Origin of the sequence: Aquabacter sp., assembly GCF_965279295.1 — a bacterium.
Lineage (GTDB): Bacteria > Pseudomonadota > Alphaproteobacteria > Rhizobiales > Xanthobacteraceae > Aquabacter.
This window is the reverse complement of the sequence record NZ_CBDIHQ010000015.1, coordinates 246,181-271,241: the sequence shown is the minus strand read 5'-3', so window position 1 is coordinate 271,241 and position 25,061 is coordinate 246,181. Positions and strand designations below refer to the sequence as shown.

Genomic DNA, 25,061 nt, shown 5'->3' with positions numbered 1-25,061 from the left:
TCTCAGAAGGCGAAATACCCCACCACGGCGGCGGCCCCGATCAGCGGAATGGGGTTCATCCGCGTCGCCAGCAGAACGATGAAGATCGCAGTCGAAATGGCGAAGCTCTGCCAGCCGGTGAGGATGCCCTCCGACAGGCTGATCGCACCCGCCAGCAGCAGGCCGATGGACACCGGCGCAAGCCCGCGCTGGATGGAATTGCGCCAGGGCCAATGATCCAGGCGCTTCCACAAGCGGCCGACATAAAGGGTCAGAAGCCCCGTCGGCAGGAAGAATGCCAGCACCACCACCAGCGCACCCACCGGCCCGGCGACCCATTGGCCGACACCGGCGATCATCATCATGTTCGGGCCCGGCGCCATCTGGCCGATGCTGTAGAGATGGATGAGCTGGGGGAAGGTCATCCAATGGTGGCTTTCCACCACCAGGGCCTTCATTTCGGGAAACGCCGCCATGCCCCCGCCCACCGTGAGCAGGGAGAGATATGCGAACACCGCGATCAGCGCCGGAATCTGGTTCACGGCTGCGTCTCCCCATCCGGGGCCCGGCGCGGGCGATACCAGACGATCGCCATCGCCCCGACCACGGCCAGCACCAGCAGCACCGACTGGTGCAGCACGTTGACGCCGATGACGGTGAGGATCACGAAGCCGAAATCGGCGAAGCGCTTCAGCGTCTTGCGGCCGAGCTGGAAGGTCACAGCCAGCACCAGCCCGACAGCCGCCGCCGAAACGCCGTGGAGGATCGCCGTAACCGCCCCGCCGCTGCCGCCCTGCGAGGCCGCATAGGCGCCCGCCGCGAGCACCATCAGGAGGGCGCCGGGCAGGCAGATGGCCACCAGCGCCACGGCGGCACCCAGCGTTCCGCGCAGCCGGTCCCCCACCAGGATCGCCATGTTCGAGGCATTCAGCCCCGGCAGGCTCTGGCAGATCGACAGAAGCTCCACGAACGTCTCGTCGTCGATCCACTTGCGCCGCCCGACCAGGCCCGAGCGCAGATAGGCCACCACGCCGCCGCCGAAGCTGGTGCCGCCGATGATGAGAAAGCCGATGAAAATATCGAGCAGGCTCACATCAAGGGGAGCGGGCGTCTCCGGCGAACGGCCGGGGATAGGGGTTCGCGCATCACTCATGGCTTTGGGGCGGGTTGCCCTTCAGCCGGTAGACCGCGCCGGTCTTGGTGGTTCCAAGCGACAGCCAATCCTTCGCCTCGTCCTGAAGCGCCAGGAAGAAGGCCTCGCTGCGCTGCGCGGCCTTGGCACTCAGATCCTCCTTGCGGGTGAAGCGGACCTGATAGCCGAACTCGCCCACCAACTGCTGCTGATCCCCGCGCGACCGCCACACCGAGACATTGCACGCGGCAAGCATGCCCTTGCCGAAATCGAGCATGCCCAATTGCTGAAGCACCTCTTCCACCGCCGTGCGGTTGACGAGCTGAACGTGCTTGCGCGAGGCGGAGAGAATAGGCGCAAGCGCGGGAAACACCCGCACCAGCGTCGCCGCGGCCGTTGGGTCCCCCGTGCCGCGCGGGCGGAAGGGAAATTCCACATTGTGCGAATACAGCGAGCGTATGCCGCCGATCCGGTCCTTCAGCGGAAGGATCTCTTCCTTGAACTTGATGCGGTAATTGCCCTCGATCTGCGGCCGCACATCCAGGGCCGCGGCCGTCTCGAGGTCCGGGTGGCGGAACTTGAACACCATCTCGGGATCGCCGACCGGGAAGCCATCCTCATAGGTGATCCGGCGGCGCAGGATGAAGGCGTTGTTGTAGAGCGTGAAATCCTGGGTATCGAGGAACAGGACCTCGCGAATCTGCGGCCTCACGCTCCTGGCTGAATGCGGCTCGAAGCCCACGTCCAGGCGCTTTGCGACTTTCGACACGATCTTGGCGAAGTCGAAGAAGCTCTGCACCGACGTAAAGCGCCGGCCATCGAGAATGATCTTCGCTTCAAGATAGTGGATTTCGTCGTAGGGATGGCCGTCCGCATAGACTTTCTGCGGCGCGGCGTCCGTCGCGGACACTGGCTTTTCTTGCGGCACAGACATTCCCCCTAGCATCGTTCACGAACCCGCCGGCTGCGATCAGCCCGCCGATTCACACGCCACCCCGCCCTATTGTGTCACAGCAGCACATCCGCGCCTTGAAGCAAAGAGGCATGCAACAGCATCGTTTGACACCGTCTTCGCGCGATCCAACAGCTAACGCGTCAAGGACGCGCGCGTGATCGCCGGGATGCCGCGACCTCCAAGACGATTTGGGTTAGGCTACCGCCACATCCCGCCAGGACGGAAGGAGAGACGCATGGCCCGTCTCACGGCGAAAGATTTCCCGCAGGAATTGCTGGAGCTTTATGATTATTACGCCCACGGACACATCACGAAGCGCGAGTTTCTTGATCGCGCGGCCAAATTCGCCATCGGCGGCCTGACGGCTCCGGCGATCCTCGCCTCGTTGAGCCCGAACTACGCGCTGGCGCAGCAGGTGATGCCGACCGACCCCGAGATCGTCGCGGAATACATCACCTACCCCTCGCCGAACGGCCATGGCAGCGTGCGTGGTTATCTGGTGCGCCCCGCCGCCACCTCGGGCCGGCTGCCTGGCGTGGTCGTGGTCCACGAGAATCGTGGCTTGAACCCTTATATCGAGGATGTCGCCCGCCGCGTGGCGAAAGCCGGCTTCATCGCGCTCGCCCCCGATGGCCTCACCTCGGTCGGCGGTTATCCCGGCAGCGACGAAAAGGGTGTGGAACTTCAACAGAAGGTCGATCCCAAGACGCTGATGAACGACTTCTTCGCGGCGGTCGAATTCCTCATGCAGAGCCCTATGACGACCGGCAAGGTCGGCATCACCGGCTTCTGCTATGGCGGCGGCGTCGCGAATGCCGCGGCGGTGGCCTACCCCGAACTCAAAGCCGCCGTCCCCTTCTATGGGCGGCAACCCCGACCGGAAGACGTGGTGCGCATCAAGGCGCCGCTCTTGCTGCATTATGCCGAGCTGGACACCCGCATCAACGAGGGCTGGCCGCCCTATGAAGCCGCGCTCAAGGCCGATGGCAAAACCTACGAGGCCTTCATCTATCCCGGCGTCAACCACGGCTTCCACAACGACACGACGCCCCGCTACGACGCCGCCGCCGCCAAACTCGCCTGGGAGCGCACGATCGATTGGTTCAAGCGTTACCTTGCCTGAGATGAAGGCGAAGCAAGATGAAAGCTCATCCAGGCCGGGGCTTGATGTGTTGCCGCGTCCAGGCTGAGACGGAAGGCCCCTCCGCGCCGGCTGAGACGTCCGCCATCGATCATCGGTGCAGCCGGAGGCAAGCCGCCTATCGGCCGGACCCGCGGTGGGCGTTGTCATCAACCAGATAGACCCGCGCCGATCCGATGGGATCAAATTCACAAAAATAACCACCGGTGGAAATCTTGATCAGCCCCCGCCTGTAACCGTCGACGCGAAGCAGTGCGGCCGAGGTGCGGCTGCTCTCCTGAAAGATGATTTTCAATTCGTCCTGGCGCGCTTTCTCATTGCAGGCCGCCATCACCGTCGTGAACTGATCCTGCTCGACGATGTAGCGCATGGCCGCCGTGGAGCTTTCCAAATCCGAAACGCGGCTGAAGAGCATCCACACGGTGACCGCGAGACAACCAACCGCTAACCACGGCGCATGACGGCTGAATTGAAATTTCATTCTGAATTCGCCGGTAATAAACCACCGGCTCATTCTACTGGCACCCAATGGATCGCACCACATATTATCGATGCTGATCGCAAGCGCTTTCGCGATCAGCCGGCTGCGCACGGCCGGGCTATCCCAGGGGAATGACATTATCCCTCGCGAGGTCTGACCACCCGCAAGCCGCCACTCGTCGAATTCCTGGCGAGACTGCGAAGAACCAGCGCTTCAGCAGGGTGATATGGCGGAGGGAAACTTCGCCCCGTTCCGAAACAGCGCCGGATTTACCCTGACGTTTCCGAGGGGCGCCCGGCGCCTTTGCGGGGCTGCCACCGTGCGCATCAATCCCGCCTCGACCAACTCTGCGCACGCGGCAACCAATGTCCGCCGCGCTGCGCTAACGGCCGACGATCTTTTAGCGCTCAGATGCAAGCGCACGGCCATCCGTTGGTCAGATTGATACATGCGGCCCTGGATGCCGCATTGGCAATGCTGGACCCACGTCGCCAAAGGCCAGACCCACCTCGCCGAAGGCCGGCCACGGAGCCTTCTGACGAGCGCACCGCGTGACGCAGCGCACATGTCAGTGACCGTGACCGACCCTACAGGCAATCGCCTCATACGCAGCCGGCTCGCTGCCGGTTGATATCGAAACTCCGTCTTAGCTCCGCACACTAGTACTGAAACGACAAGGCATCGATCGCAGTTTTCGGCGGAACGAACTTGGTCAGATCAATTCCCTCGACAGCGGCCTTGTATTCGTCGGCGCTCGGCGTCCGGCCCAGGATCGCCGACAGCACCACGACCGGGGTCGAGGCCAGAAGCGATTCACCCTTCTTCTCAGCCGTGTCTTCGACGACACGGCCCTGGAACAGACGGGTCGAGGTCGCCAGAACCGTGTCGCCCTTCTCTGCCTTTTCCTGGTTGCCCATGCACAGGTTGCAGCCGGGACGCTCGAGATAGAGGATGTTCTCGTATTCGGTGCGGTTCGCGGTCTTCGGCTTGGCATCGTCGAATTCGTAGCCGGAATACTTCTGGAGGATTTCCCAATCCCCTTCGGCCTTCAGCTCGTCGATGATGTTGTAGGTCGGCGCGGCGACGACAAGCGGCGCGTTGAACTCGACCTTGCCTTCGGACTTCTCGATGTTCTTGAGCATCTGGGCGACGATCTTCATGTCGCCCTTGTGCACCATGCAGGAGCCAACGAAGCCGAGATCCACCTTCTTGGTGCCGCCGTAATACGAAATCGGACGGATCGTGTCGTGGGTATAGCGCCTGGAGACGTCGGAGTTGTTCACGTCCGGGTCGGCGATCATCGGCTCGTCAATCAGGCTCAGATCCACGACGACCTCGGCGAAGTATTTCGCATTGTCATCGGGGGTCAGCGCCGGCTTTTCACCCGAGCGGATTTCGGCGATGCGGGCGTCGGCCTTGGCAATCAGGCCCTTCAGCGTGCCGACCGGATTGTCCATGCCCTTGTCGATCATGATCTGGATGCGCGACTTGGCGATTTCCAGTGACTCGATCAGGGTCGCGTCCTGCGAAATGCAGATCGATCCCTTGGCCTTCATCTCGGCCGTCCAGTCGGTGAAGGTGAAGGCCTGGTCGGCGAGCAGCGTGCCGATATGGACTTCGATGATGCGGCCCTGGAAGACATTGTCGCCGTGCTGCTGGAGCATCTGCGCCTGGGTGGAATGGACCACGTCGCGGAAGTCCATATGCGGCTGCATCGCGCCCTTGAAGGTCACCTTGACCGATTGGGGGATCGGCATGGTCGCCTCGCCGGTGGCGAGAGCCAGCGCCACGGTGCCGGAATCCGCGCCGAAGGCCACGCCCTTGGACATGCGGGTGTGACTATCGCCGCCGATGATGATCGCCCAGTCATCCACGGTGATGTCGTTCAGCACCTTGTGGATCACGTCCGTCATGGCGTGATAGACGCCCTTCGGATCGCGGGCGGTGATGACGCCGAAATTGTTCATGAAGGACATGAGCTTCGGAATGTTCGCCTGAGCCTTCTTGTCCCACACAGAGGCGGTGTGACACCCCGACTGATAGGCGCCGTCCACCAGCGGCGAAATGACGGTGGCCGCCATCGCCTCAAGTTCCTGCGAGGTCATCAAGCCGGTCGTATCCTGCGAACCAACGATGTTCACCTTGACGCGAACATCCGAGCCGGCATGCAGGATCTTGCCCGGCGTCACGCCGACGGCGTTGCGATTGAAAATCTTCTCGACCGCGGTCAGGCCCTGGCCCTCGATCGAAATCTCCTTGTTCGGCGCGAAGACCGGGGTCGGTTCCACACCCAGCGTCTGGGCGGCAAAGGTCTGGAGCTTCTTGCCGAAGACGATGGCGTAAGAGCTGCCGGCCTTCATGAACTCCATCTTCTGCGGCGTGAATGCGGCCGCGACGTCGACCAGTTCCTTGCCGGTTTCGTCGCGCAGCATCTTGCCCTTGGCATCGAGCGTCAGGACGGTGCCGGTCTCCACAGAGAATTTCTGCTCCAGGATCGGGTTACCGTCATTGTTGAGGATCGGCTTGCCATCCTCGCCGATCTTCTTGACCCAGTTCTTGAGGTTGACGCCGATGCCGCCGGTCACGTCCACAGTGGTCGCGAAGATCGGCGAGATGCCGTTGGTGCCGGCGACAACGGGCGCGAAGTTGACGAACGGCACATAGGGGCTGGCCTGTTTGCCGGTCCAGAGCGCCACGTTGTTCACGCCCGACATACGCGACGAGCCGACGCCCATCGTGCCCTTTTCCGCGATCATCATCACGCGCTTATCCGGATGCTGCCTCTGCAGCGCCTGGATTTCCTTCTGCGCTTCGGGCGTGATCATGCACTGGCCGTGCAATTCGCGATCCGAGCGCGAATGCGCCTGATTTCCGGGAGACAGAAGGTCAGTCGAGATATCGCCTTCGGCAGCGATGAAGGTCACGACCTTGATCTCGTCCGCGACGTCCGGGAGCTTGGTGAAGAACTCGGCCTTGGCGTAGCTTTCGAGCACGTCCTTGGCGACGGCATTGCCGGCGAGGAAGGCATCGCGCAGCCGGAACATGTCGGCGTCGTAGAGGAAGACCTGGGTCTTCAGCACGTCACCCGCCTGCTGGGCGATCTCGGCGTCAGGGCCGAGGGCGATGTCGAGCAGCACTTCGATCGATGGGCCGCCCTTCATATGCGACAGCAGTTCGAGGGCAAAGGTGGGCGTGATCTCCGGGACGACCGTTTCGCGCAGGAGAATCTGCTTCAGGAAAGCCGCCTTGACCCGCGCGGCGCTCGTGGTGCCCGGCAGCGTGTTGTAAATGAAGAATTTGAGGGCATCTGCCCGATGCTCGCTACCACCATCTCTGATCAAGGTAACGAGTTCACCGACGAGTCCACCGTCGTCGATCGGCTTGGGAGCGAGTCCCTGAGTTTCTCTGCCTTTGATTTCGGCCAGGTAATCCAAATAGACGCTCATCGCGATCCCAACGTCTGAGGTGTATGCAGCTGAAAGGCAGCGCCACCAATCGGTTTGTCAGTCGGCCTAGAGCCCGAGGTGGCCCCCGAGTACGCCAACATAGCTGACCGATTAGGTACCACATTTCGGCACAAAATAGCACGCCGGATTCAGCATCGGCCTGCTAAAAACGGCCACGCTCATGCTCGCGGGGGTGGCATCTTGGATACCACCGATTTCACCCCGCTTGGCTTTCCGATCTGACGATGACGAAGCATTGGTGGCTTGCGTTCGCCACGCGCCAATTTCCGAGCTTCACGTCAGCAGCGATCGCGATCTTCAGATCAACTCCCGAATTGGCAATGACCCCTGCTCGCCTCATGAGAGCTTCATGATGATGTTGCCCCCTGCCGCGGAACTGACGTCTCGCAAGCGGGCGAGCAACAGATCCCGAAACTGAAGAAGTGCGCGGGAGGGTGCCCTGTCGGCGCGGTGAGCGAGATATCGTGACACCGCCAGCCCCTCCAAGGGAGCGCCGACCAGGCCACCTGTCGAAATCTCCCGGTAGATACCGGAATACGGCGAAACGGTACTCCCGACCTGCCGCATCACCAGCTTCTTCATGACATCGATTGATTCCACCTCGATGATGACGTCGAGCTTGATCCCGTGCGAGGCGGCCGTGGCGTCCAGAAGTCGGCGCGTAGTGTTGGTCTGCCCCGGTTGAACGAGGCAAATCCCGTCCAAGTTGCGGATGGTGAGATCCTTGCCCGCTGCGGCATCGCCCGACTTTTCTGGCGCCTTAACAAGCCATAGCCGCTCATCGCAAATATGCGTCTTGGCGATCATGGGGTTCTGATCGAGCCCGGTTATCAGCGCGAGATCGATCTCGTCGTTCAGCAGTTTCTCGCAGAGGTCGTGGCTGTATCCCTCGACGAGGCTGATGGCGACATTTGCATACGCCGCGCGGAACGCGATCACGGTGTCCAACCCAATCAGGTCTCCCATCGACGGGGGAAAGCCGATCCTTAGCGTTCCCGAAACGTCGGAATTGGACGCGATGATGTCCGCTTTCGTATGGGTCAGGATGTGGAAGATCGCATCCGCACCGGCATAAAGCCGCGTGCCCGCCTCGGTTGGATCCGACCCTCGGCTGTGCCTGAAAAACAGGTCAACCCCAAGCTCGGCTTCCAGCAGCTTGATCTGCCGGGTGACGGCGGACTGGGCCACGCTCAGCGCCACCGCAGCCTTGGTGATGCTTCTCAAGTCCACGACACGCATGAAATATCTGAGCTGGATCAGGTCCATGCATTCCCCTTCCCATCTGATTTTGAGATGGATTGCATATCGCAGCAATATTTTACTTGGCTGCCATCATCGGTACTTTCATCGGCAACACCATAAAATATTCTGGGAACGCCATGAACGATCATGCCAATTCATCAAATTCTCCGGTGATCCAGGATCAGGCCGGTGCGAACGGTGCAATTCGCATCGAATGGGATGCCGCCATCGAAATGGACGATGGCGTGGTGCTTCGGGCAGACATCTTCAGGCCGGCGGACACCGGCCGGCATCCCGTTCTGCTGAGCTACGGCCCTTACGGCAAAGGCTTGTCGTTCCAGGAGGGATACACTTCAGCCTGGGACATCATGCTGAAGGAGCACCCGGATGCATCGCTGGGCTCCTCCAACCGCTTTCAGAACTGGGAGGTGGTCGACCCGGAGAAGTGGGTTCACCATGGCTATGTCTGCATCCGGGTGGATTCTCGCGGGGCCGGACGTTCTCCCGGCACGCTGGATGTGCATTCCGAGCGGGAAATCGAAGACCTGATTGCCTGCGTCGAATGGGCGGCCACGCAGCCATGGGCGAACGGCAAGGTCGGTCTCGCGGGCATTTCCTATTACGCCACCAACCAATGGCGCGCCGCCGCCAAGCGCCCGCCGCATCTTGCGGCCATCTGCGTATGGGAAGGGTATAACGACCGGTACCGTGAATCCGCGCGCCATGGCGGCATTCTCTGCTCCTTCACGAAGAACTGGCAGCAGATGCAGGTGCTGAGCGTGCAGCATGGGCGGGGCACCGCCGGCCCGCGCAGCGCGGTCACGGGCGAGTTGGTCTGCGGTCCGCAGACCCTGCCGCCGGAAGAACTCGCCGCCAACCGCCGTGATATCTCGACAGAGCTTTCAGAGCGGCGCTTTGATGACGATTTCTACAAGTCGCGGACCCCGATCCTCGAGGATATCGAAATTCCCCTTCTCTCGGCGGCGAACTGGGGCGGGCATGGCCTGCATACGCGGGGAAATTTCGAGGGCTATCTGCGCGCCGGCAGTCGCCAGAAATGGCTTGAGGTCCATGGGGGCGCGCATTGGGCTGGCTTCTATACGGACTATGGCGTGGATCTTCAGCGCCGCTTCTTCGATCATTTTCTAAAGGGCGAGGACAATGGGTGGCAGGATCAGCCTCCCCTACAGCTCCAGGTCCGACACGCCGACGGGACCTTCCAGCTCCGGCATGAAGCGGCCTGGCCCATTCCGCGGACACGGTGGACGCCCTTCTATCTCGACGCGGCGAACATGAGCCTGGCCGAGGAGCGGCCAAGCAAATCCGCCACGGCCACTTACGAGGCTCTGGGAAAAGGCCTCACCTTCATGTCGGCGCCGTTCCATGAGGACACGGAAATCACCGGCCCTTCCACCGCATCGCTGGTGATTTCCTCATCCACCGGGGATGCCGACCTCTTTCTCGTGTTGCGCCTGTTCGCGCCCGATGGCTCGGAAGTCGTCATGCGGGGGGCGCTCGATCCCCACACACCGATCGCGCAGGGTTGGCTCAGGGCCTCTCACAGGCGCATCGACGTTGCCCGGAGCCATCCCTGGCAGCCCTATCATGTCCACCAGAGCGAGGAGCCGCTGACACCGGGTGTCCCGGTTGCCCTTGAGGTTGAGATCTGGCCGACCTCGATCGTCGTTCCACGGGGGTATCGGATCGGATTGAGCATAAGGGGAACCGATTACGAATATGAAGGGCCGGCCACGAGCCTATCCAACATGAAGAACCCCATGCGCGGTTGCGGGCCGTTCGTCCACGATGATCCGCAGGACAGGCCGACCAGCATTTTCGGAGGCGAAGTGCGCATTCATGTGGATGCTGACGACCCAGCGTTCGTGTGCTTGCCCATCATCCCTGCGGGTTAGGCCGCAAGGTAGATCGTATCACCTGGGACAACTCTGCGGATTGAACGTGGAGAGGCAAAAACAATGGAGGAACCGATGCATTTCTTAGCGAAGATAGGGCTCGCGATCGCCGTCTGCGCTCTCGCCGCGCCCGCCTCTCAGGCTGCAGCTAAAGACCTGGAATTTCCCACTCGGGCCGTTCGGATCGTCGTTCCGTTCCCGGCCGGGGGAAATTCCGACTTGATGACGCGCCTCCTCGCGAAGAAGCTCTCGGATATCTGGCACCAACCCGTGATCGTCGACAACAAGCCGGGCGGGGACACGTTGATTGGAACGTCGGACGTGGTCCGCGCGCCGGCTGACGGATACACCATCCTCAATAATATTTCCCAGATCATACAGAATACGTTGCTCAAGAAGAACATGCCGTTCGACACATTCAAGGAATTGCGGCCTCTTATGGCTTCGACAGAGACCGCGATGTATCTCGTGGTGAGCCGCCAAGATGGCGTCATCCCAGCAACCCTTGCGGATTTCGTTGCGGCGACAAAGGCGCCGAACGCCCATAAAACCTTCGGCTCTTTTGGCTACGGCTCCACGGGCCAACTGCTTCTGTTGAAGCTGATGCAGGTCACGTCCGCGAAGATCGACGACATTCCCTTCAAGGGAAACCGGGACATCATCATCCAATTGCTGAATGGGGAGATTTCTTCCTCGTTCCTTCCCTACGCTGCCATTGGGCCGTATCTCGATCAGGATAAGCTCAAGGTGCTCGCGACGACCGGCGCCAACCGGTCCTTCATGCTGCCAGGCGTTCCGACATTCGAAGAACTAGGGGTGACTGGCTTCACCACCCCGTTGTGGAACGGTTTCTTCGTGTCTTCAAAAACCCCGCAGGAGATTGTCGATAAGCTCTCCGCGAGCTTCAATGAAGCTCTCAATGATCCCGACGTGGCGGAAAAAATGAAGGGCCTCGGCCTCACCCGCATCGGCGGAAGCCCCGCCAATTTTCAGTCCTATATCGACGCCGACATCCAATGGACCAAGGACATCGTATCGACGACCGGGCTTCAGCCCCAGTGACGGATGAGGCGGCTCATCGCTGGGATCCAAGACAGCGCTCTGTACAAGGCTGAGCTCTGTATATCGGACATTGAAGACGCTGCTCACGCCAGGCGGGAGCAGCGTCTTTCAGGTCCTGGATCGTTCCCGCAGACGACGGCCGGCCGGACAGGGATCAGAAGCGTTCGCTCACCATCTCCTCGCTCTTGGCCCAAAGCGCCTCGGCATGGGCGGGATCAAGCGCGTAGGAGCGCACGCCCTCGCTGATGGGATTGATCAGCCCATCGGTCACGGCCGAGACGTGGCAGTTCTCGCAATAGCGGCCGCCGACCTCGTCAGCGTCAGCGACCACGCCGGCCCAGACCGAGGTTGCGGCGCCCTGCGGAATGGTCTTCCACTGGAATATCGGCTGGCCCTGCGCCTTCAGCTCCGCATTGATCTGCACGAGCATCTGTTCGAGGGTTGCGGTGCCGATATGGCGCCCGAGTTCGGTTTGGATGCCGCCTGGATGCAGTGCGGTCGCGCGCACGCCACGGGCCCGGTGACGCCGGTCGAACGCGACCGCGAACAGGACGTTGGCCGTCTTCGAACGCCCGTAGGCGAGCATGGGATCGTAGGGCGTGCGCGCGAAGTTCGGGTCTTCGAGGTCGATGTCCGAAAAACGGTGGCCCGAGGAGGCGACATTGACCAGACGCCCGCCCGGCGCGATGAGCGAGGCGATGCGGTTGACGAGCACGAAATGGCCGAGATGATTGGTGCCGAACTGGGTTTCGAAGCCCTCTGACGTCTGGCCGAACGGCGCCGCCATCACACCCGCATTGGCGATCACCAGATCGAACGGCCGGCCGTCGGCGAGAAGCCCATCGGCACAGGCGCGGACGCTCGTCAGCGAGGCGAGATCAAGCTCAACCAGCGTGAACCCGCCCCCGTTCGCCGCCTGGGCACGCACCGCTTCCGTCGCCGCCTGAGCCTTATGGAGATCGCGCGCTGCGCCGACCACCTGTGCCCCATGCGCCGCGAGTGCGCGGGCAGTCTCCACGCCCAGGCCGGCTGAAACGCCGGTGACGAGCACGCGCTTGCCGGCGAGATCCACGCCCTCAAGCACGTCTTCGGTGGTGGATGTCGCCCCAAAAAGCTTGGCCATGAAACGCTCCTGAAATGGACGCACCCCTCCCCTCGGCCGCGGCACCATTGCCTGCCGGCCGCTTCTGGATTAAAGGGAGGACGTCTCCGCTTTTAAATACGGAGGGATCCTCCGTTTATCAAGGGGTAATCTGTACGTGGCCGATAACGGCGATCCGCAGGGTGTCCGCAAACCGCGCGCCGACGCGCAGCGCAATCGCGCCCATCTGCTCGAAACGGCAAAGACAGCCTTCTCGGAAAAAGGATCGGGCGCCAGCCTCGACGAGATCGCGCGCGCGGCCGGCGTGGGCATCGGTACGCTTTATCGGCACTTCCCCACCCGCGACGCCCTGATCACGGCGGTCTACCGCAACGAGACCGACCAGCTTTACGCGGCAGTGGAGCGGCTGACGCAGACCCATCCTCCCGTGGAGGCGCTGCGCGAGGGGATGCTGCTGTTCGTAGACTATATGGGCACCAAGCAGGGCATGTCGGAGGCGCTCAACTCGATTGTCGGCGGGACGTCGGAGCTTTATGCCGCGTCCGGCGTCCAGGCGAAGCAGGTCATCACCCTGCTGGTCGACCGTGCCGTCGCAAGCGGCGAGATCCGGCTGGACATGGACCCGCTGGATCTGTTCCGCGCTCTGGCCGGGGTGGCCAACATCAGCGCCGGTCCGAACTGGAGACAGGCCGCGAGAAGCCTTGTCGATATCCTGATTGCGGGCATCCGCACCGGGAGCGGAAAGAGCTAGGACAGGTCGATCGCGTGTCCCGGCGGCCGCCTTCGATATGTCCCCCCGCTCGACGGCTTGCCGGCCGATCCGGCAAAGGTGCAACCTCGCGAGAGAAGCACAGGAAGGGTTTGCGTCATGTCGAACAGACCGGAAGACCGCCTCGATCGTCGCGACTTCATCATCTCGTCAATCGCAACGGCCGGCCTATCCGCCGCATTCGCGACGAATGCCGCGACGGTCGGCGCCGCGCAAGCGATTGCGCCCTCGGTGGCTCGGACATCCGCAGCGCCATCGGCAACGGTCTATACCGGCGATACCATCCAGGGAAAGAAGGTGGTGAGCGCCCTCGACGTCAACGACCTGGAGCCGGGCAAGAAGCATTTGCTGTATTTTCAGGGCGTCCAGATGTCCACCGGACAGTATTGGTACGTATCGGTAACGGTCGCCAAGGGGGCGAGGCCGGGCAAGCGCGTGGTCCTGGTCAGTGGTGTGCATGGCGACGAGATGAGTTCCGTGCACACGGTCCAGACCGTGATGAACCAACTCGATCCGGGCGCGATGTCGGGCACCGTGATGGCGGTCACGGACGTGTCTCGCCCGGCCATGGAAGGCATGCAGCGCAGGTGGCCCAATGAGGGCAGAGGCATCGATCTGATCGACATGAACAGGGAGTGGCCGGGAAACGAGAACGGCGCCACCGCGCCCAGCCGGCACGCCGGGCTGCTGTTCAACCGACTGCTACGGCCGAACGCCGACGCCGCGATCGACTTCCATACCGGAACAACCGGTTTCGAGGTCACCGCCTTCAACATCGGCGGCATGGATGTGCCCGAGATCAAGGCGATGGTGGATCTCTACCCGGTCGGCCAAATCTTCGACAATCACGTCTATCCCGGCGTGCTCCACAATGCGTTCATCGATGCGGGCATCCCGGCCTTCACGCCGGAGATCGGCGCCGCGCGCGTTCTGGACCTGGAGATGATTTCGCTATTCGTCGAAGGCACCATGAACGTCCTCAAGCATCACGGCATCCTGACCGGGCCCATGGGGCGCACGGGCAAGGACGTGGGCGTGTTCGTCGGCAATAGCGCGTTCCCCATCCTCGCGACCCAAGGTGGGCTCGTCGAGCATCTGGTCAAGCTCAACGACAAGGTCCAAGCCGGGCAGAAGGTGGCCATCCAGCGCAACAGCTTCGGCGAAGTGGTCGCGGAATATACCAGCGGCGTGGCGGGAGAGATTACGGGCCTGCGCAGCGATGCGATGGCCGAACCCGGCAATCCCCTCGCGTTCATCCTTTTCCACAAGGCGGGGCCGGACGGCGGAGAAACCTATCCCGAGTAGCCGTGCGCGTGGAGCCCGTGTTGGAGCAGCCCATGGACCAACAGCGCGTCAGACGGTTTCGCGCTCAGTCCCGGGCGTGTGCCAGGGACAGGAACGCATCTGCCAGAACCTGCGGCGACAGCGGATGGACGAAGTTGCGGATATAAGGCGCCGTCTCCCAGGAGACGGCAACGATCCGCTCCACGACCGCCGGCGTTTCCACGCCGAAATCCTCAAGCGCGCGCGGCAGGCCGAGTTGGCGGTAGAACGCCAGAATGTCCGCCATGAAGGCCTCGTCCCGGCCCTCCGCCAGCAATTGCACCAGAAGGCCGAGCGCCACCTGCTCGCCATGGAGCGCGCGGGCGATGTCCGGCACGGCGGAAAAGCCGCGCGTGAGGGAATGGGCGATGGAGAGGCCACCGCTTTCGAAGGCGAGCCCGGACAGGAGGATGGTCGCCTCAACGACGCTCTCCACCGCATCGTCCGCCTGCCGGCGCGCCACCGCCTCCACCGCCGCCGCGCCATCACGGCGGATGGTCCGATAGCAGGCGTCGGCGATGGTGACAGCCAATTCGGTGGGGCGTGCCTTGAAGAAATTGAGCCCGCCCGAGCGGGCGCACTGTTCCACCTCGAACTTCTTCGAGAGCGCATCGCCGATGCCCGCCACGAAGAACCGCGCGGGCGCCTGGACGATGATGGAGGTGTCCACCAGCACCGCGTCGGGATTGGCATCCATGAGCCGCACTTCGCTCAGCACATGATCCGGCGTGTAGAGCACCGCCAGGCGCGAGGTCGGGCTGTCGTTGGAGGCGATGGTGGGCACGATGATGATGGGGGCGCGGAGCGCCATGCGCACGCCCTTGGCCGTGTCGATCGCCTTGCCACCGCCGACGCCGACGATCACGTCGGCCTGCGCCGCGCGGGCGGCCTGCGCCAGGGTCTCGATCTCGCCAGCGGTGCATTCGCCCGAGAAGGTGGCAAACGTGGCGTGCTCCGCGCCGGCCAGTTCCGCGCGCAGGCGCTCGCCCAGAAGCTCACTGACGATGGCATCGGCCACGATGAAGGGCCGCCGGCCGTGCAGTCGCACGAGAGCGCCCAGTTCGGCAAGGGCGTCGGGCCCCTGGATGTAGCGGGCGGGTGCCCCGAACGCGCGCAATGTCATGCGTCCCCCCAATGGAAATCGCGCTTGCCGCCGTCCATGCAGACCAAGGCGCCGTTGATGAAGGCCGCCTGCGTGGAGCACAGGAACGCGACCAGCGCGCCCACCTCCTCCGGCTGGCAGAAGCGGCCGATGGGATTTTGCCCGGTGATGACCGCGCGCTTCTCGGCTGAGAAGGTGGCGATGAAATCGGTGGCGACATAGCCCGGCGCGATGGCGTTCACAGTGATGCCGTCTGCGCCGACTTCCTTGGCGAAGGTGCGGGTGAAGCCCAGCACGCCTGCCTTGGCGGCGGAATAATTGGCGACGCCGGGCCGCCCGCCGCCGGTGACGTTCATGGAGGAGGTGTTGACGATCCGCCCGAAGCCGCCGGCGCGCATGATCGGCACCACATGCTTGCTGCACAGGAAGGTGCTTCGCAGATGAGACGAGACGATGATGTCGAAATCATCAACCTCCAGCTCCTCAACCCGACGCCCGATATGCCGCCCCCCGGCGCCGGCATTGTTCACCAGCACATCCAGCCGCCCGAAAGCCTTTGCAGCCGCCTCAACCACCGCTTTCGCCCCCGCCGCGCTCGAGACGTCGCCCGATACAGCGGCCGCCTGATGCCCAGCCTGCCGGAGTTCCTGTGCGCAAAGCGCGGCGCCCTCTGGATCGATGTCGTTGATGACGATGCGCGCGCCCTCGGCGGCGAGCGCCAGTGCTTCCGCCCGGCCGATGCCGCGCGCCGCGCCGGTGACGAGCGCGACCTTGCCGTCCAGCCCCAAATCCATGGCTTTCTCCGGTTTCTTCTTGTCTCGCGGGCCTCAGCCCTTCACGGCGCCCGCACCCAGCCCTTGGATGAAGTATTGGCTCAGCAGCACGAAGGCGCCGAACAGCGGCAGGGCAATGAGGGTGGAGCCGGCCATAATCTCACCCCAGCGCAGGTCGAACGAGCCGACCATCGACGCGAGCCCCACCGGCACCGTCTTGTTGGCGTCAGAGCCGATCATGATCAGCGCGTAGGTGTAGTCGGTCCAGGACAGTAGGAAGGAGAAGATGGCGACCGTGATCAGACCCGGCAGCGACAGCGGCAGCACCACCCGCAGGAAGGCCCCGAGCCGCGTGCAGCCGTCCACCATGGCGGCTTCCTCCAACTCGAACGGCATGCTCTTGAAGAAGCCCCACAGGAACCAGACGCCGAGCGGCAGGGTGAGGGTCAAATGAGAGGCGATGACGCTGGTGAGCGTGTCGCCGAGCCCGAGCTTGGCGAAGATCGAGAACATGGGAATGGCGATCAGCAGCGGCGGGAACATATAGGCGTAAAGCATCGCCCCGACGATCAGCCCCTTGCCGCGAATCCGGTGGCGCGTGACCGCGTAGGCAATCATCACCGAGAACACCATGGTGACCACCACCGTGACCACCGCGACGATCAGCGAATTCATGAACTGGGAGGGGTAGTCGGTCAGTTCCAACAAATTGGTATAGTATTCCCAGGTCAGCGGCCCCGGCAGCAGCGAGGTGGAATGCAGCAGCGCCTGCGGCGCGCGCAGTGAGGAGATGACCATCCAATAGATCGGAAAGGCCGAATAGACCGCGATCACCAGCGCCGCGAGATAAAGCGTAATGCGTCCGGCGACGGAGCGGGGAGCCAAGCTGGACATCGGCATCACTCCGTGTCGAGGGGGAACAGGCGGAAATAGATGAACACCGCCACGGAGAGGATCGCGAACGAGATGGTGGCCACCGCCGCGCCGCCGCCGATGTCGAACTGCCCGAACGCCTGCTTGTAGGACAGGATGGCGAGATGCTCGGTGGAACCCACCGGGCCGCCTTGGGTGAGCAGCCAGATCACATCGAACTTGTTGAACATCCACACCGCCCGCAGAAGCACGATGACGGTGAGGATCGGCTTCAGCATGGGCAGCGTGATGTGGAAGAAACGCTGCATCGCGTTCGTCCCGTCCACCTTCGCCGCCTCGTAAAGGGACGTGGGAACCGTCTGGAGAGCGGCGAGGAAGGTGGTGGTGACGAAGGGCGTCCACATCCACACGCTCACAAGGATCACCGAGGCCATGGCCGCGCCAGGGCTCTCGAACCAGTGCACCGGCGGCAGGCCGAGGGCGGAGATCACCTTCGTGAGCACACCGATGGACCCGTCCACCATCCATTTGAACGTGAGCACCACCACCACGGTCGGCAGCAGGTACGGCAGGATGGACAGGCCCCGCACGATGTTGCGGCCAGGAAAGACCTGGTTGAGCACCAGCGCGAAGCCGATGCCCAAAACCACCTGGAACACGATGGTGCCGAGCGAATAGATGAAGCCGTTGATAAGCGCGCGCCAGAACACCCACTGCGAGAGCATGCGGGCATAGTTGTCGAGGCCCACCCACTTGGGGGAGCCGACAAAGGAATCCATCTGGTAGAAGCTCAGCGACACCGCATACGCCACCGGCGCGACGATGAGCAGCGCGGTGACGGCGAGGCCGAGGAACAGGAAGGAATAGATCGTCGCTTTGGAACTCACCTGCGGCGCCTTTGTCTAAGTCGTGATGGGGGGTCTCGCTCTCCTGCGAGTGGAGGGAGAAACCCCTGAGGACCGGGAAGCGGCCGGGCAGGCCGTGATGTCAGGGCACCGCCCGCCCGGCGCTACGGCTCAGAAAGCGATCACCTCAGGAGGCGATCACCTGCCGCATGCGATCCGCCGCGGCCTTCACGCACTCAGCCGACGACATGCCCTTCAGAACCTTGTTCTGAAGCATTTCCGGGAACACGAACGCCTCGAAGATCTTGCCGGGCTTGAGGCTTGGGGCCGGGCCCTGTGTGTCGATCGAGGTGAGGATCATGTTCTTGTCGGTGAGGAACGACTTCATCGTCTCCACCGCCGCATTGTGCTTCTCGATCAGCGGATGGGCGCGCCAGCGCGGATCGTCATAGACGTCGAGCCGGGGCGGCTGGAAGTGCAGCGGGGCGGTGTGCAGGAAGTTGATGTACTGGTTCTCCGTGAACCATCTCATGAACTTCATCGCCTCGTCGGACTGCGGCGTCTTCAGCACCACCCAGCCGTCATAGCCATGGTTCACAGCCTGATGCTTACCGGCGGAATCCATGTAGGGCATGATGCCGTACTTGTCGGCGAGCGCGGGATTGTTGCGCTCCAGCGCCTCGATCACCCGGCCGGCATAGGCGGTGTGGGCAACCTTGCCGGAGGTGAAGTTGGAGAGCACCTCGCCGAAGCTCACCTGGCTGGTGCCGGACGGCATGGTCTTGTAGAGGTCGCCGAAAAAGTCGAGATACTTCGTGGCGCGCGGCCCCATGTCCGCATTGTCGAAGATGATGTTCCACTTATCGTCGAACAGCTGTACGCCCTCGGCCCACATGAACCCCGGCGAGAGCCAGTTGGTGGCGCCGTTGGAGCCGATAGGGAACAACGACCCTGACGTGCCGTCAGAATTGAGCGCCTGGGAGTTCTTCAGGAAGCCGTCCCAGGTCTTGGGAACATCCAGCTTCTTGGCCTCGTAGAGATCCTTGCGATAATAGATCCAGGCGAGGTTGTAGTCGTAAGGATACCAGTAGACCTTCCCGTCCAGCGGGAAGAGAATGTTGGGACCCCACTTGTACTTGTCGGTCAGCTCGTTGAGTGCCACCAACTGCCCCTCGGAGGCGAGGAGCAGCACATGGCCGATGAAGGCGAAGGTGGCGATGTCGTAGGGCGTGCCGCCGCGCAGCGAGGTCGTGACCTTGGTGAAGATGCCGTCCAGCGGCACAGAGTCCACCACCACCTTGGTGCCGAACTGCTTCTCATATTCGGCGGCGGCCACCTTCAGCGCGCGGATGCTGTCGATGGAGGTTTCCGCGTTGAGAAACCGGATGGTCTTGGTGCTCTGCGCGCGCACCACGGCAGGTGCGGCGAGCCCCCCGGCTGCGAGCCCCGCGGTCAGCGCGCCCGCGCCCTTCAGGATCGTGCGTCGTGTCACGGCGTTTTTTGTTGTCTCGTCCATGGCGTCCTCCCGTTTGTTTTCGTTTTGGGTGTCCAGCTTGGGTCCTCAATCAGGCGGCGGGCCGCCGTCCGATCTCCACGTCGGCGCGGTTGAGCCGCACGCCGGTCTCCTTTGAAAAGACGTGCAGCCGGGCCGGCTGGAACGTGACCGGCAAAGTGGACCCGCTGCGGATCGCGTCGGTACGGTCCATCAGCACCCGCAGCCGCGCGCCAGCGACCTCGCCGATGCACAGGGTCTGCGCGCCAAGCTGCTCGATCACCGCGATCTCGAAACTGCGTGCGCCGGGCGCATCGCCGACACTCACATGCTCGGGCCGGATGCCGAGCACCAGGGGCGTGCCCTCCGCCGCCTCAATGCCCAGCGGCAGGTCCACCGAAAGGGCGCCGGCCCGCACGGTGCCGTGTTCCAGGTGCCCCTCGATCAGGTTCATTTCCGGCGAGCCGATGAAGCCGGCGACGAACAGGTTCGCTGGCCGGTCATAGACTTCGAGCGGCGCGCCCACCTGCTGAACGTGCCCGTCCCGCATGATCAGGATTCGGTTGGCAAGCGTCATGGCCTCCACTTGGTCGTGGGTCACATAGACCATGGAGGTGCCCACCTCCTGGTGCAGGCGGGCGATCTCCTCGCGCATCCGCACCCGCAGCTTGGCATCGAGATTGGACAGCGGCTCGTCCAGCAGGAAGACTTCCGGCTCGCGCACCAGAGCGCGGCCGAGGGCGACGCGCTGCATCTGCCCGCCGGAGAGCTGCTTGGGCTTACGCTCCAGATAGGGGTCGAGCCCCAGCATGGCGGAAGCGGACTTCACGCGCCGGTCAATCTGCGCCTTGTCCATCTTGCGCATGCGCAGGCCGAACGCGAGGTTCTCGTAGATCGTCTTGTGCGGATAGAGGGCATAGTTCTGGAACACCATGGCGATGTTCCGGTCCTTCGGCTCCAGTCGCGTCACGTCGCGCCCGCCGATCTCGATGGAGCCTGTGGTGATCTCCTCCAGACCCGCGATCATCCGCAGCGTCGTGGACTTGCCGCACCCGGAGGGGCCGAGGAAGACCACGAACTCGCCGTCGCGGATATGGAGGTCCACCCCATGCACGGCCACCGTGGCGCCATAGGCCTTGCGGACCTGGTTCAGCCTGACCTCAGCCATGTGTGACCTGCTCTCGGCGCGCGGCCGCAATGGATCGCTCGTCCTGCACGAAGGCGTGGATGCGATGGTTGATCGGCGCCAGGGCCGCCTGGGTCTCGCAATAGAGAGCGTGGCCCCTGGCATAAAGCGCCGCCCGTTCGGGATCGGGAGAGGCCTCCGCGACGATGGCGACCCGCGAGGCGGCATCCTTCTCATCGCGGAACAGGCCGACGCCCACCCCGGCAAGCAGCGCGGCGCCGAACGAGGCTTCCGCCACCGCCGGCAATTCGACTTTCACGTCGAGCACGTCCGCCACGATCTGCCGCCAGAGCGCGCTTCTCGCCCCACCCCCGGTCAGGCGGGCCGTGGAGAAGTCGAGCCCTTTTGCGCGCAAGGCGACAAGGCAGTCCTTCAGCGAATAGGCGATGCCCTCGTAGAGCGCCCGGACGAAATGGCCGGGGCCGTGATTGAAGCCGATCCCGACGAAATCCGCCCGCAGCAGCGGGTCCCAATGGGGACTGCGCTCACCGTTGAGATAGGGGTGGAAGAACAGTCCTTCGGCCCCCGGCCGCACGGCACCTGCGAGGCGGTCCATCTCGGTGAACACGGCCGCCCCGTCCTCGCCCGCGCGCTTGAAGAAGCTGTCGCGCAGCCATTTATGAGCCGAGGCACACGAATTGGTCGCCGCGATCACATACCAATGCTCAGGCATGATGTGCGGGTAGTTGATGACGGTGAAATCCGGGCGCGGATGGCGAGAGAGCACGCTCACCGTGGCGGCCGTGGCGAGCTTCACGACGCCCAGCCCCTCATAGGTCATCCCGGCGCCATAGGTCTCCGCCGCGGTGTCGGAAGTGCCACACACCACCGGCGTGCCTTCCGCCAACCCGGTCATCCGCGCGGCATCCGCCTGCACCGTCCCCACCACGGTCTTCGGGGTGACGATGGGCGGCAGGGTCTCTATGGGCCAGCCGATCATGTCGCACAATTCGCGCGACCAGCCGCCCGTGCGAGCATCGGCCATGAGCGTGCCGACCGCGTCGATATGGTCGGTCTCCCAGGTCCCGGTGAAGCGGGAGCGCAGCCAATCCTTGGCCACATACAGCCGCCGGACGCGGGAGAAGGCCGCCGGCTCGTGGCGTTGAAGCCAGAGCATCTGCGGCAGCGTCCAGGTGGGATTGGCCCGATTGGCGCCGATCTCCAGGATGCGTGCGTCTGCCCGACGCCGCAGATCCGCCGTCTCCGGTCCGGAGCGTTGATCGTTCCACAGGATGGCGGGGCGGATCACCACGCCGTCCGCATCCTCAAGCACCTGTGTATGGGCGCCCGCCGAGAAGGAGACGGCGGCGACATCGCCGGGCCGTGCCCCCGCCGCCGCGAGGGCGCGCGGGACGGTCTCGCAGACGGCACGCCACCAGTCGTTCGGGTCCTGCTCGCTCCAGCCGGGAAAGGGCGCGGAGGTGGCGATGGGCGCCGAGGCTTCACCGGCCAGCGTGCCGTCGGTGCGGATCACGCTGGTCTTCAGCGCGCCGGCCCCGAGATCGATGCCGATGAGGAGATCACCCGCCACGGCGCACGTCCACAGCTCCCGCAGCGGGGCGCAGGCCGAGCTTGCCGGGATTCATGAGATTGTCCGGGTCGAGCGCGTCCTTGATGGTCTGGAGCACCTCGAGCCCGGCGCCCAGTTCGCGCGCGAGCCAGGGATTGCGGAACACCCCGACACCGTGATGGTGGGCGATGGAACCGCCATGGTCCAGCGTCAAAGACTGGATGGCATCCCAAAGCTTGGCATGCAGCGGCAGAGCGTCCTGCTCCGGCATAGGCGGCAGGCGGATGGTCATGTACTGGCAGGCGCCTTCCGGATAGATATGCGACCAGTGCGCGCCGAAATGGATGCCGGGAAAGATCTCCCGCGCGGCCGCTTCCATGGCGGCATACATGCCGGGCAAGGCGGACCAGTTTCCCGTCACCTCGATGGTGTCGTTGTAATAGCCAGCCGCCTGCCATTTCTGGGAGAAGGCGACGTAGCGGTTCTCTTTCCAGTGATGATAGGGGCCATCCGGCGCCACCACCGCGCCCTGCGCCTTGGCAATGGCGAGACTCATGTCCTGTTCCGCCGTCACCATCGGTTCGGCGCCGGAAAACACCAGGACGGCGAGGATCGGATTCTGGGCGAACGCCGCGATCCCCTTGGTGCGCTCCACGCTCTCCGCCTCGTCATAGATGCGGGCAACCGTGGGCCGCAGCTCCGCCTGCATGATGAGCCGTGCGCTCTCCCAGGCCGCTTCCAGCGAGGGGAAGGCCAGGACCACGCCGCGCTCCACCTCCGGCGTCTTCCAGATGCGTAACGTCACCTCGGTGATGATGCCGAACGCCCCCTCGCTGCCGACCAGCAGGTCGCGGATGGAGGGGCCGACAGAACGGCGGGCGACCGGGCGAACCTCCAATGGCGTCCCGTCTGGCAGCACCGCCTTCAGGCCGAGGACGATGTCCTCGATCTTGCCATAGCGGCTGGACGCCTGACCGCCGCCCCGACAGGCGGCCCAGCCGCCGACCGTCGAAATCTCGATGGATTGGGGAAGGTGGCCGCAGGTGAAGCCCTCGGCATTCAGCGCCGCCTCGAACTCCGCACCGTTCATGCCGGCCTGGACCGTGGCCATGGCGTTCTGCGGATCGATGGACACGATCTTGTCCAGCCGCCGCAGGTCAACCATCACCTCACGCGACACGGGGATGGCTCCCCCCAGAACGCCCGAGCCGTTGCCGAAGGGAATGAGCTGGATTCCATTCTGCCGCGCATGACGCACGATCTGCACCACCTCATCCGCCGTGCCGGGCCGTACCGCGAGACGCGGCAGCACACCGGCAAGCTTGCCGGAGCGGGCGCGGAAATTGGCGAAGGGCAACCGGTCATGGGCATAAGCCTGCCGCTCTGCGGTGCCGGAGAGCACGTTCGCGCGACCCACCAGGGCGGCAAAAGCATCCACCAGGGCGGCGTCCACCAGGGCGGCGTCGGACGGTTCGGGCGTCTTGGTTTCGGCGATGGCTGGGCCGGTCATGTGCACCTCTCACGCTGGGAGGCGTGACGAGGCGATCCCTGCGGGATCCCCTCTCAGCACCCTCCCATATTCTTATTGAACAATCGTTTGTCCAAATTTGCTTAGGAATGCCGGCCGCGTCAAGCGGTAAAGTTCACCTTGGAGCAGGTCCAGTGGAGTTGCGCACCATGAGGTCGCCGGGCGGCAGCGGCGCAACGGGGGCCGGCGCCCCGCCGGCGAGGGCGCGGATCAGCAAGTCCGCCGCCACGCGTCCCATCTCCTCCGTGGGCATGGCGACGCTGGTCAGCGTGGGATAGAGCATGCTGGCCACCGGCGCATCGTGCAGCCCCGCCACGGAGATATCCTCCGGGATCCGCACGCCCGCCTCGTGCAAGGCCGCCATGGCGCCCGCCGCCGAGACCAAGGTCGCGGCCAGCACCGCCGTGGGATGCTGCGGCAGCAGCGCAAGCATCGCCGCCGCGCCACCCTCCGCCGTATAGCCCGCGACGCCGACCAGGCTCTCATCGAAGGCGATGCCCGCTGCCGCCAGTCCGTCGCGATAGCCTTGCAGGCGCTCACGCGCATTGAAGCCGCCTTCACGCCCGGCGAGATGCACGATCCGGCGATGGCCGAGCGCGATCAGGTGCTCGACCGCCTTGCGCGATGCGGCGCGGCTGTCCAGCACCACCGAGAGGGGCGCTCCGGGCAGAATGCGGTTCATGAGCACGAACGGCACCTGTGACGCGGCAAGGTCCGTGCGAAGGACCACGTCATCATCGAGGCTTGCCACCAGCAAGCCGTCCACCCGGTTGGTTTGGGAGATTTTGGCGATGGTGGTGGCGGTCGCGCCCGGCTCGCGATGGGAGATCAAAAGCGAATAGCCGCGTTGCGCCGCCGCCAGTTCGGCGCCTCGGATCGCTGCGGCGAAAACCGGATTGTCCAGTTGGGGCACCACGATACCGAGCGTGTTCGTGCGCTGCGTCCGCAAGCCGCGCGCCAGCGGATTGGCGAGATACTGGAGGTCTTCCGCGATCTTCAAGATTCGCTCGCGGGTTTCCTCCCGCACCCGCTGGCTGGTCTCGCCCCGCAGCACGCGTGATGCGGTGGACATGTCGACGCCTGCCGCCAGCGCCACATCAGCCAATGTCACCCGTGCCATCCCGCCTCCGCCTCTCGCCAGCGCACCATACAATCGGGCGCGCTCGCTTGTGCAACCCCATGACGG

21 protein-coding genes are annotated in these 25,061 nt (G+C 63.8%); 5 read left to right on the top strand and 16 right to left on the bottom strand.

Annotated features, from left to right (window positions below):
• Positions 1-2: 2 nt before the first annotated feature.
• Genes ADADO0_RS11930 through ADADO0_RS11920 form a run of 3 tightly spaced genes read right to left on the bottom strand, consistent with a single transcriptional unit; the run spans position 3 to position 2,021 of the window.
• Positions 3-521, bottom strand: a complete 519-nt coding sequence (locus tag ADADO0_RS11930; protein ID WP_511305365.1) for a chromate transporter — start codon at positions 519-521, stop codon at positions 3-5.
• Positions 518-1,132, bottom strand: a complete 615-nt coding sequence (locus tag ADADO0_RS11925; protein WP_511305364.1) for a chromate transporter — start codon at positions 1,130-1,132, stop codon at positions 518-520. Before ADADO0_RS11925 ends, ADADO0_RS11930 begins: the two co-directional genes overlap by 4 nt.
• Positions 1,125-2,021 (bottom strand): hypothetical protein, encoded by an 897-nt coding sequence (locus tag ADADO0_RS11920; RefSeq protein ID WP_511305363.1) that lies wholly within the window; start codon positions 2,019-2,021, stop codon positions 1,125-1,127. The genes ADADO0_RS11925 and ADADO0_RS11920 overlap by 8 nt, the downstream gene beginning before the upstream one ends.
• A gap of 280 nt (positions 2,022-2,301) precedes the next feature.
• On the opposite strand from ADADO0_RS11920, the gene yghX reads away from it, so the two are divergent.
• Positions 2,302-3,189: a YghX family hydrolase gene (gene yghX / locus ADADO0_RS11915; RefSeq protein WP_511305362.1), complete on the top strand. Its 888-nt coding sequence runs from the start codon at positions 2,302-2,304 to the stop codon at positions 3,187-3,189.
• Positions 3,190-3,325: 136 nt separating this feature from the next.
• Here the strand turns inward: yghX and ADADO0_RS11910 are convergent, their stop codons facing one another.
• From ADADO0_RS11910 to ADADO0_RS11900, 3 genes are all read right to left on the bottom strand, one after another.
• Positions 3,326-3,799, bottom strand: coding sequence for a hypothetical protein (locus ADADO0_RS11910; protein WP_511305361.1), 474 nt, complete (start codon positions 3,797-3,799; stop codon positions 3,326-3,328).
• 548 nt (positions 3,800-4,347) lie between these two features.
• On the bottom strand, positions 4,348-7,134 hold the full coding sequence (locus ADADO0_RS11905) for a bifunctional aconitate hydratase 2/2-methylisocitrate dehydratase (RefSeq protein WP_511305360.1): 2,787 nt from the start codon (positions 7,132-7,134) through the stop codon (positions 4,348-4,350).
• A gap of 357 nt (positions 7,135-7,491) precedes the next feature.
• Positions 7,492-8,421 carry a LysR family transcriptional regulator gene (locus tag ADADO0_RS11900; RefSeq protein ID WP_511305359.1) on the bottom strand — a complete coding sequence of 310 codons (930 nt, stop codon included), beginning with the start codon at positions 8,419-8,421 and terminating at the stop codon, positions 7,492-7,494.
• A gap of 113 nt (positions 8,422-8,534) precedes the next feature.
• Here ADADO0_RS11900 and ADADO0_RS11895 point away from each other — a divergent pair, with 113 nt between their 5' ends.
• Together ADADO0_RS11895 and ADADO0_RS11890 are read left to right on the top strand one after the other, a co-directional pair.
• The gene (locus ADADO0_RS11895) at positions 8,535-10,310 is read left to right on the top strand and encodes a CocE/NonD family hydrolase (protein ID WP_511305358.1); all 1,776 of its coding nucleotides are present in this window, start codon (positions 8,535-8,537) and stop codon (positions 10,308-10,310) included.
• A 222-nt stretch (positions 10,311-10,532) separates the two neighbouring features.
• Positions 10,533-11,372: a Bug family tripartite tricarboxylate transporter substrate binding protein gene (locus ADADO0_RS11890; protein ID WP_511305357.1), complete on the top strand. Its 840-nt coding sequence runs from the start codon at positions 10,533-10,535 to the stop codon at positions 11,370-11,372.
• Positions 11,373-11,526: 154 nt separating this feature from the next.
• On the opposite strand, the gene ADADO0_RS11885 is transcribed toward ADADO0_RS11890, so the two are convergent.
• Positions 11,527-12,495 carry an SDR family NAD(P)-dependent oxidoreductase gene (locus ADADO0_RS11885; protein ID WP_511305356.1) on the bottom strand — a complete coding sequence of 323 codons (969 nt, stop codon included), beginning with the start codon at positions 12,493-12,495 and terminating at the stop codon, positions 11,527-11,529.
• Positions 12,496-12,631: 136 nt separating this feature from the next.
• On the opposite strand from ADADO0_RS11885, the gene ADADO0_RS11880 reads away from it, so the two are divergent.
• Positions 12,632-13,225 (top strand): TetR/AcrR family transcriptional regulator, encoded by a 594-nt coding sequence (locus tag ADADO0_RS11880; protein ID WP_511305355.1) that lies wholly within the window; start codon positions 12,632-12,634, stop codon positions 13,223-13,225.
• Positions 13,226-13,342: 117 nt separating this feature from the next.
• On the top strand, positions 13,343-14,548 hold the full coding sequence (locus ADADO0_RS11875) for a M14 family metallopeptidase (protein ID WP_511305354.1): 1,206 nt from the start codon (positions 13,343-13,345) through the stop codon (positions 14,546-14,548).
• Between the two features lie 64 nt (positions 14,549-14,612).
• Here ADADO0_RS11875 and ADADO0_RS11870 read toward each other — a convergent pair whose 3' ends face one another.
• The 9 genes from ADADO0_RS11870 to ADADO0_RS11830 form a co-directional block, all read right to left on the bottom strand.
• On the bottom strand, positions 14,613-15,689 hold the full coding sequence (locus ADADO0_RS11870) for a glycerol dehydrogenase (protein WP_511305353.1): 1,077 nt from the start codon (positions 15,687-15,689) through the stop codon (positions 14,613-14,615).
• On the bottom strand, positions 15,686-16,462 hold the full coding sequence (locus tag ADADO0_RS11865) for an SDR family NAD(P)-dependent oxidoreductase (RefSeq protein ID WP_511305352.1): 777 nt from the start codon (positions 16,460-16,462) through the stop codon (positions 15,686-15,688). Before ADADO0_RS11865 ends, ADADO0_RS11870 begins: the two co-directional genes overlap by 4 nt.
• Positions 16,463-16,495: 33 nt before the next feature.
• Positions 16,496-17,335, bottom strand: coding sequence for a carbohydrate ABC transporter permease (locus tag ADADO0_RS11860; RefSeq protein ID WP_511305351.1), 840 nt, complete (start codon positions 17,333-17,335; stop codon positions 16,496-16,498).
• A gap of 5 nt (positions 17,336-17,340) precedes the next feature.
• Entirely contained in the window at positions 17,341-18,201 is an 861-nt protein-coding gene (locus ADADO0_RS11855) for a carbohydrate ABC transporter permease (RefSeq protein WP_511305350.1), read from the bottom strand.
• Between the two features lie 145 nt (positions 18,202-18,346).
• Positions 18,347-19,675 (bottom strand): ABC transporter substrate-binding protein, encoded by a 1,329-nt coding sequence (locus ADADO0_RS11850; RefSeq protein ID WP_511305349.1) that lies wholly within the window; start codon positions 19,673-19,675, stop codon positions 18,347-18,349.
• Positions 19,676-19,724: 49 nt separating this feature from the next.
• Entirely contained in the window at positions 19,725-20,819 is a 1,095-nt protein-coding gene (locus ADADO0_RS11845) for an ABC transporter ATP-binding protein (RefSeq protein WP_511305348.1), read from the bottom strand.
• Positions 20,812-22,368, bottom strand: coding sequence for a xylulokinase (locus tag ADADO0_RS11840; protein WP_511305347.1), 1,557 nt, complete (start codon positions 22,366-22,368; stop codon positions 20,812-20,814). The genes ADADO0_RS11845 and ADADO0_RS11840 overlap by 8 nt, the downstream gene beginning before the upstream one ends.
• Positions 22,358-23,857: an FAD-binding oxidoreductase gene (locus ADADO0_RS11835; RefSeq protein ID WP_511305346.1), complete on the bottom strand. Its 1,500-nt coding sequence runs from the start codon at positions 23,855-23,857 to the stop codon at positions 22,358-22,360. Before ADADO0_RS11835 ends, ADADO0_RS11840 begins: the two co-directional genes overlap by 11 nt.
• A gap of 133 nt (positions 23,858-23,990) precedes the next feature.
• Entirely contained in the window at positions 23,991-24,995 is a 1,005-nt protein-coding gene (locus ADADO0_RS11830) for a LacI family DNA-binding transcriptional regulator (protein WP_511305345.1), read from the bottom strand.
• Positions 24,996-25,061 lie beyond the last annotated feature (66 nt).

Coding starts and splice junctions, on each gene's coding strand:
- ADADO0_RS11925 (WP_511305364.1), bottom strand. CDS start 1,132: ATGAGTGATGCGCGAACCCCTATCCCCGGCCGTTCGCCGGAGACGCCC.
- yghX (WP_511305362.1), top strand. CDS start 2,302: ATGGCCCGTCTCACGGCGAAAGATTTCCCGCAGGAATTGCTGGAGCTT.
- ADADO0_RS11905 (WP_511305360.1), bottom strand. CDS start 7,134: ATGAGCGTCTATTTGGATTACCTGGCCGAAATCAAAGGCAGAGAAACT.
- ADADO0_RS11900 (WP_511305359.1), bottom strand. CDS start 8,421: ATGGACCTGATCCAGCTCAGATATTTCATGCGTGTCGTGGACTTGAGA.
- ADADO0_RS11895 (WP_511305358.1), top strand. CDS start 8,535: ATGAACGATCATGCCAATTCATCAAATTCTCCGGTGATCCAGGATCAG.
- ADADO0_RS11890 (WP_511305357.1), top strand. CDS start 10,533: ATGACGCGCCTCCTCGCGAAGAAGCTCTCGGATATCTGGCACCAACCC.
- ADADO0_RS11885 (WP_511305356.1), bottom strand. CDS start 12,495: ATGGCCAAGCTTTTTGGGGCGACATCCACCACCGAAGACGTGCTTGAG.
- ADADO0_RS11875 (WP_511305354.1), top strand. CDS start 13,343: ATGTCGAACAGACCGGAAGACCGCCTCGATCGTCGCGACTTCATCATC.
- ADADO0_RS11870 (WP_511305353.1), bottom strand. CDS start 15,689: ATGACATTGCGCGCGTTCGGGGCACCCGCCCGCTACATCCAGGGGCCC.
- ADADO0_RS11865 (WP_511305352.1), bottom strand. CDS start 16,462: ATGGATTTGGGGCTGGACGGCAAGGTCGCGCTCGTCACCGGCGCGGCG.
- ADADO0_RS11860 (WP_511305351.1), bottom strand. CDS start 17,335: ATGTCCAGCTTGGCTCCCCGCTCCGTCGCCGGACGCATTACGCTTTAT.
- ADADO0_RS11850 (WP_511305349.1), bottom strand. CDS start 19,675: ATGGACGAGACAACAAAAAACGCCGTGACACGACGCACGATCCTGAAG.
- ADADO0_RS11845 (WP_511305348.1), bottom strand. CDS start 20,819: ATGGCTGAGGTCAGGCTGAACCAGGTCCGCAAGGCCTATGGCGCCACG.
- ADADO0_RS11835 (WP_511305346.1), bottom strand. CDS start 23,857: ATGACCGGCCCAGCCATCGCCGAAACCAAGACGCCCGAACCGTCCGAC.
- ADADO0_RS11830 (WP_511305345.1), bottom strand. CDS start 24,995: ATGGCACGGGTGACATTGGCTGATGTGGCGCTGGCGGCAGGCGTCGAC.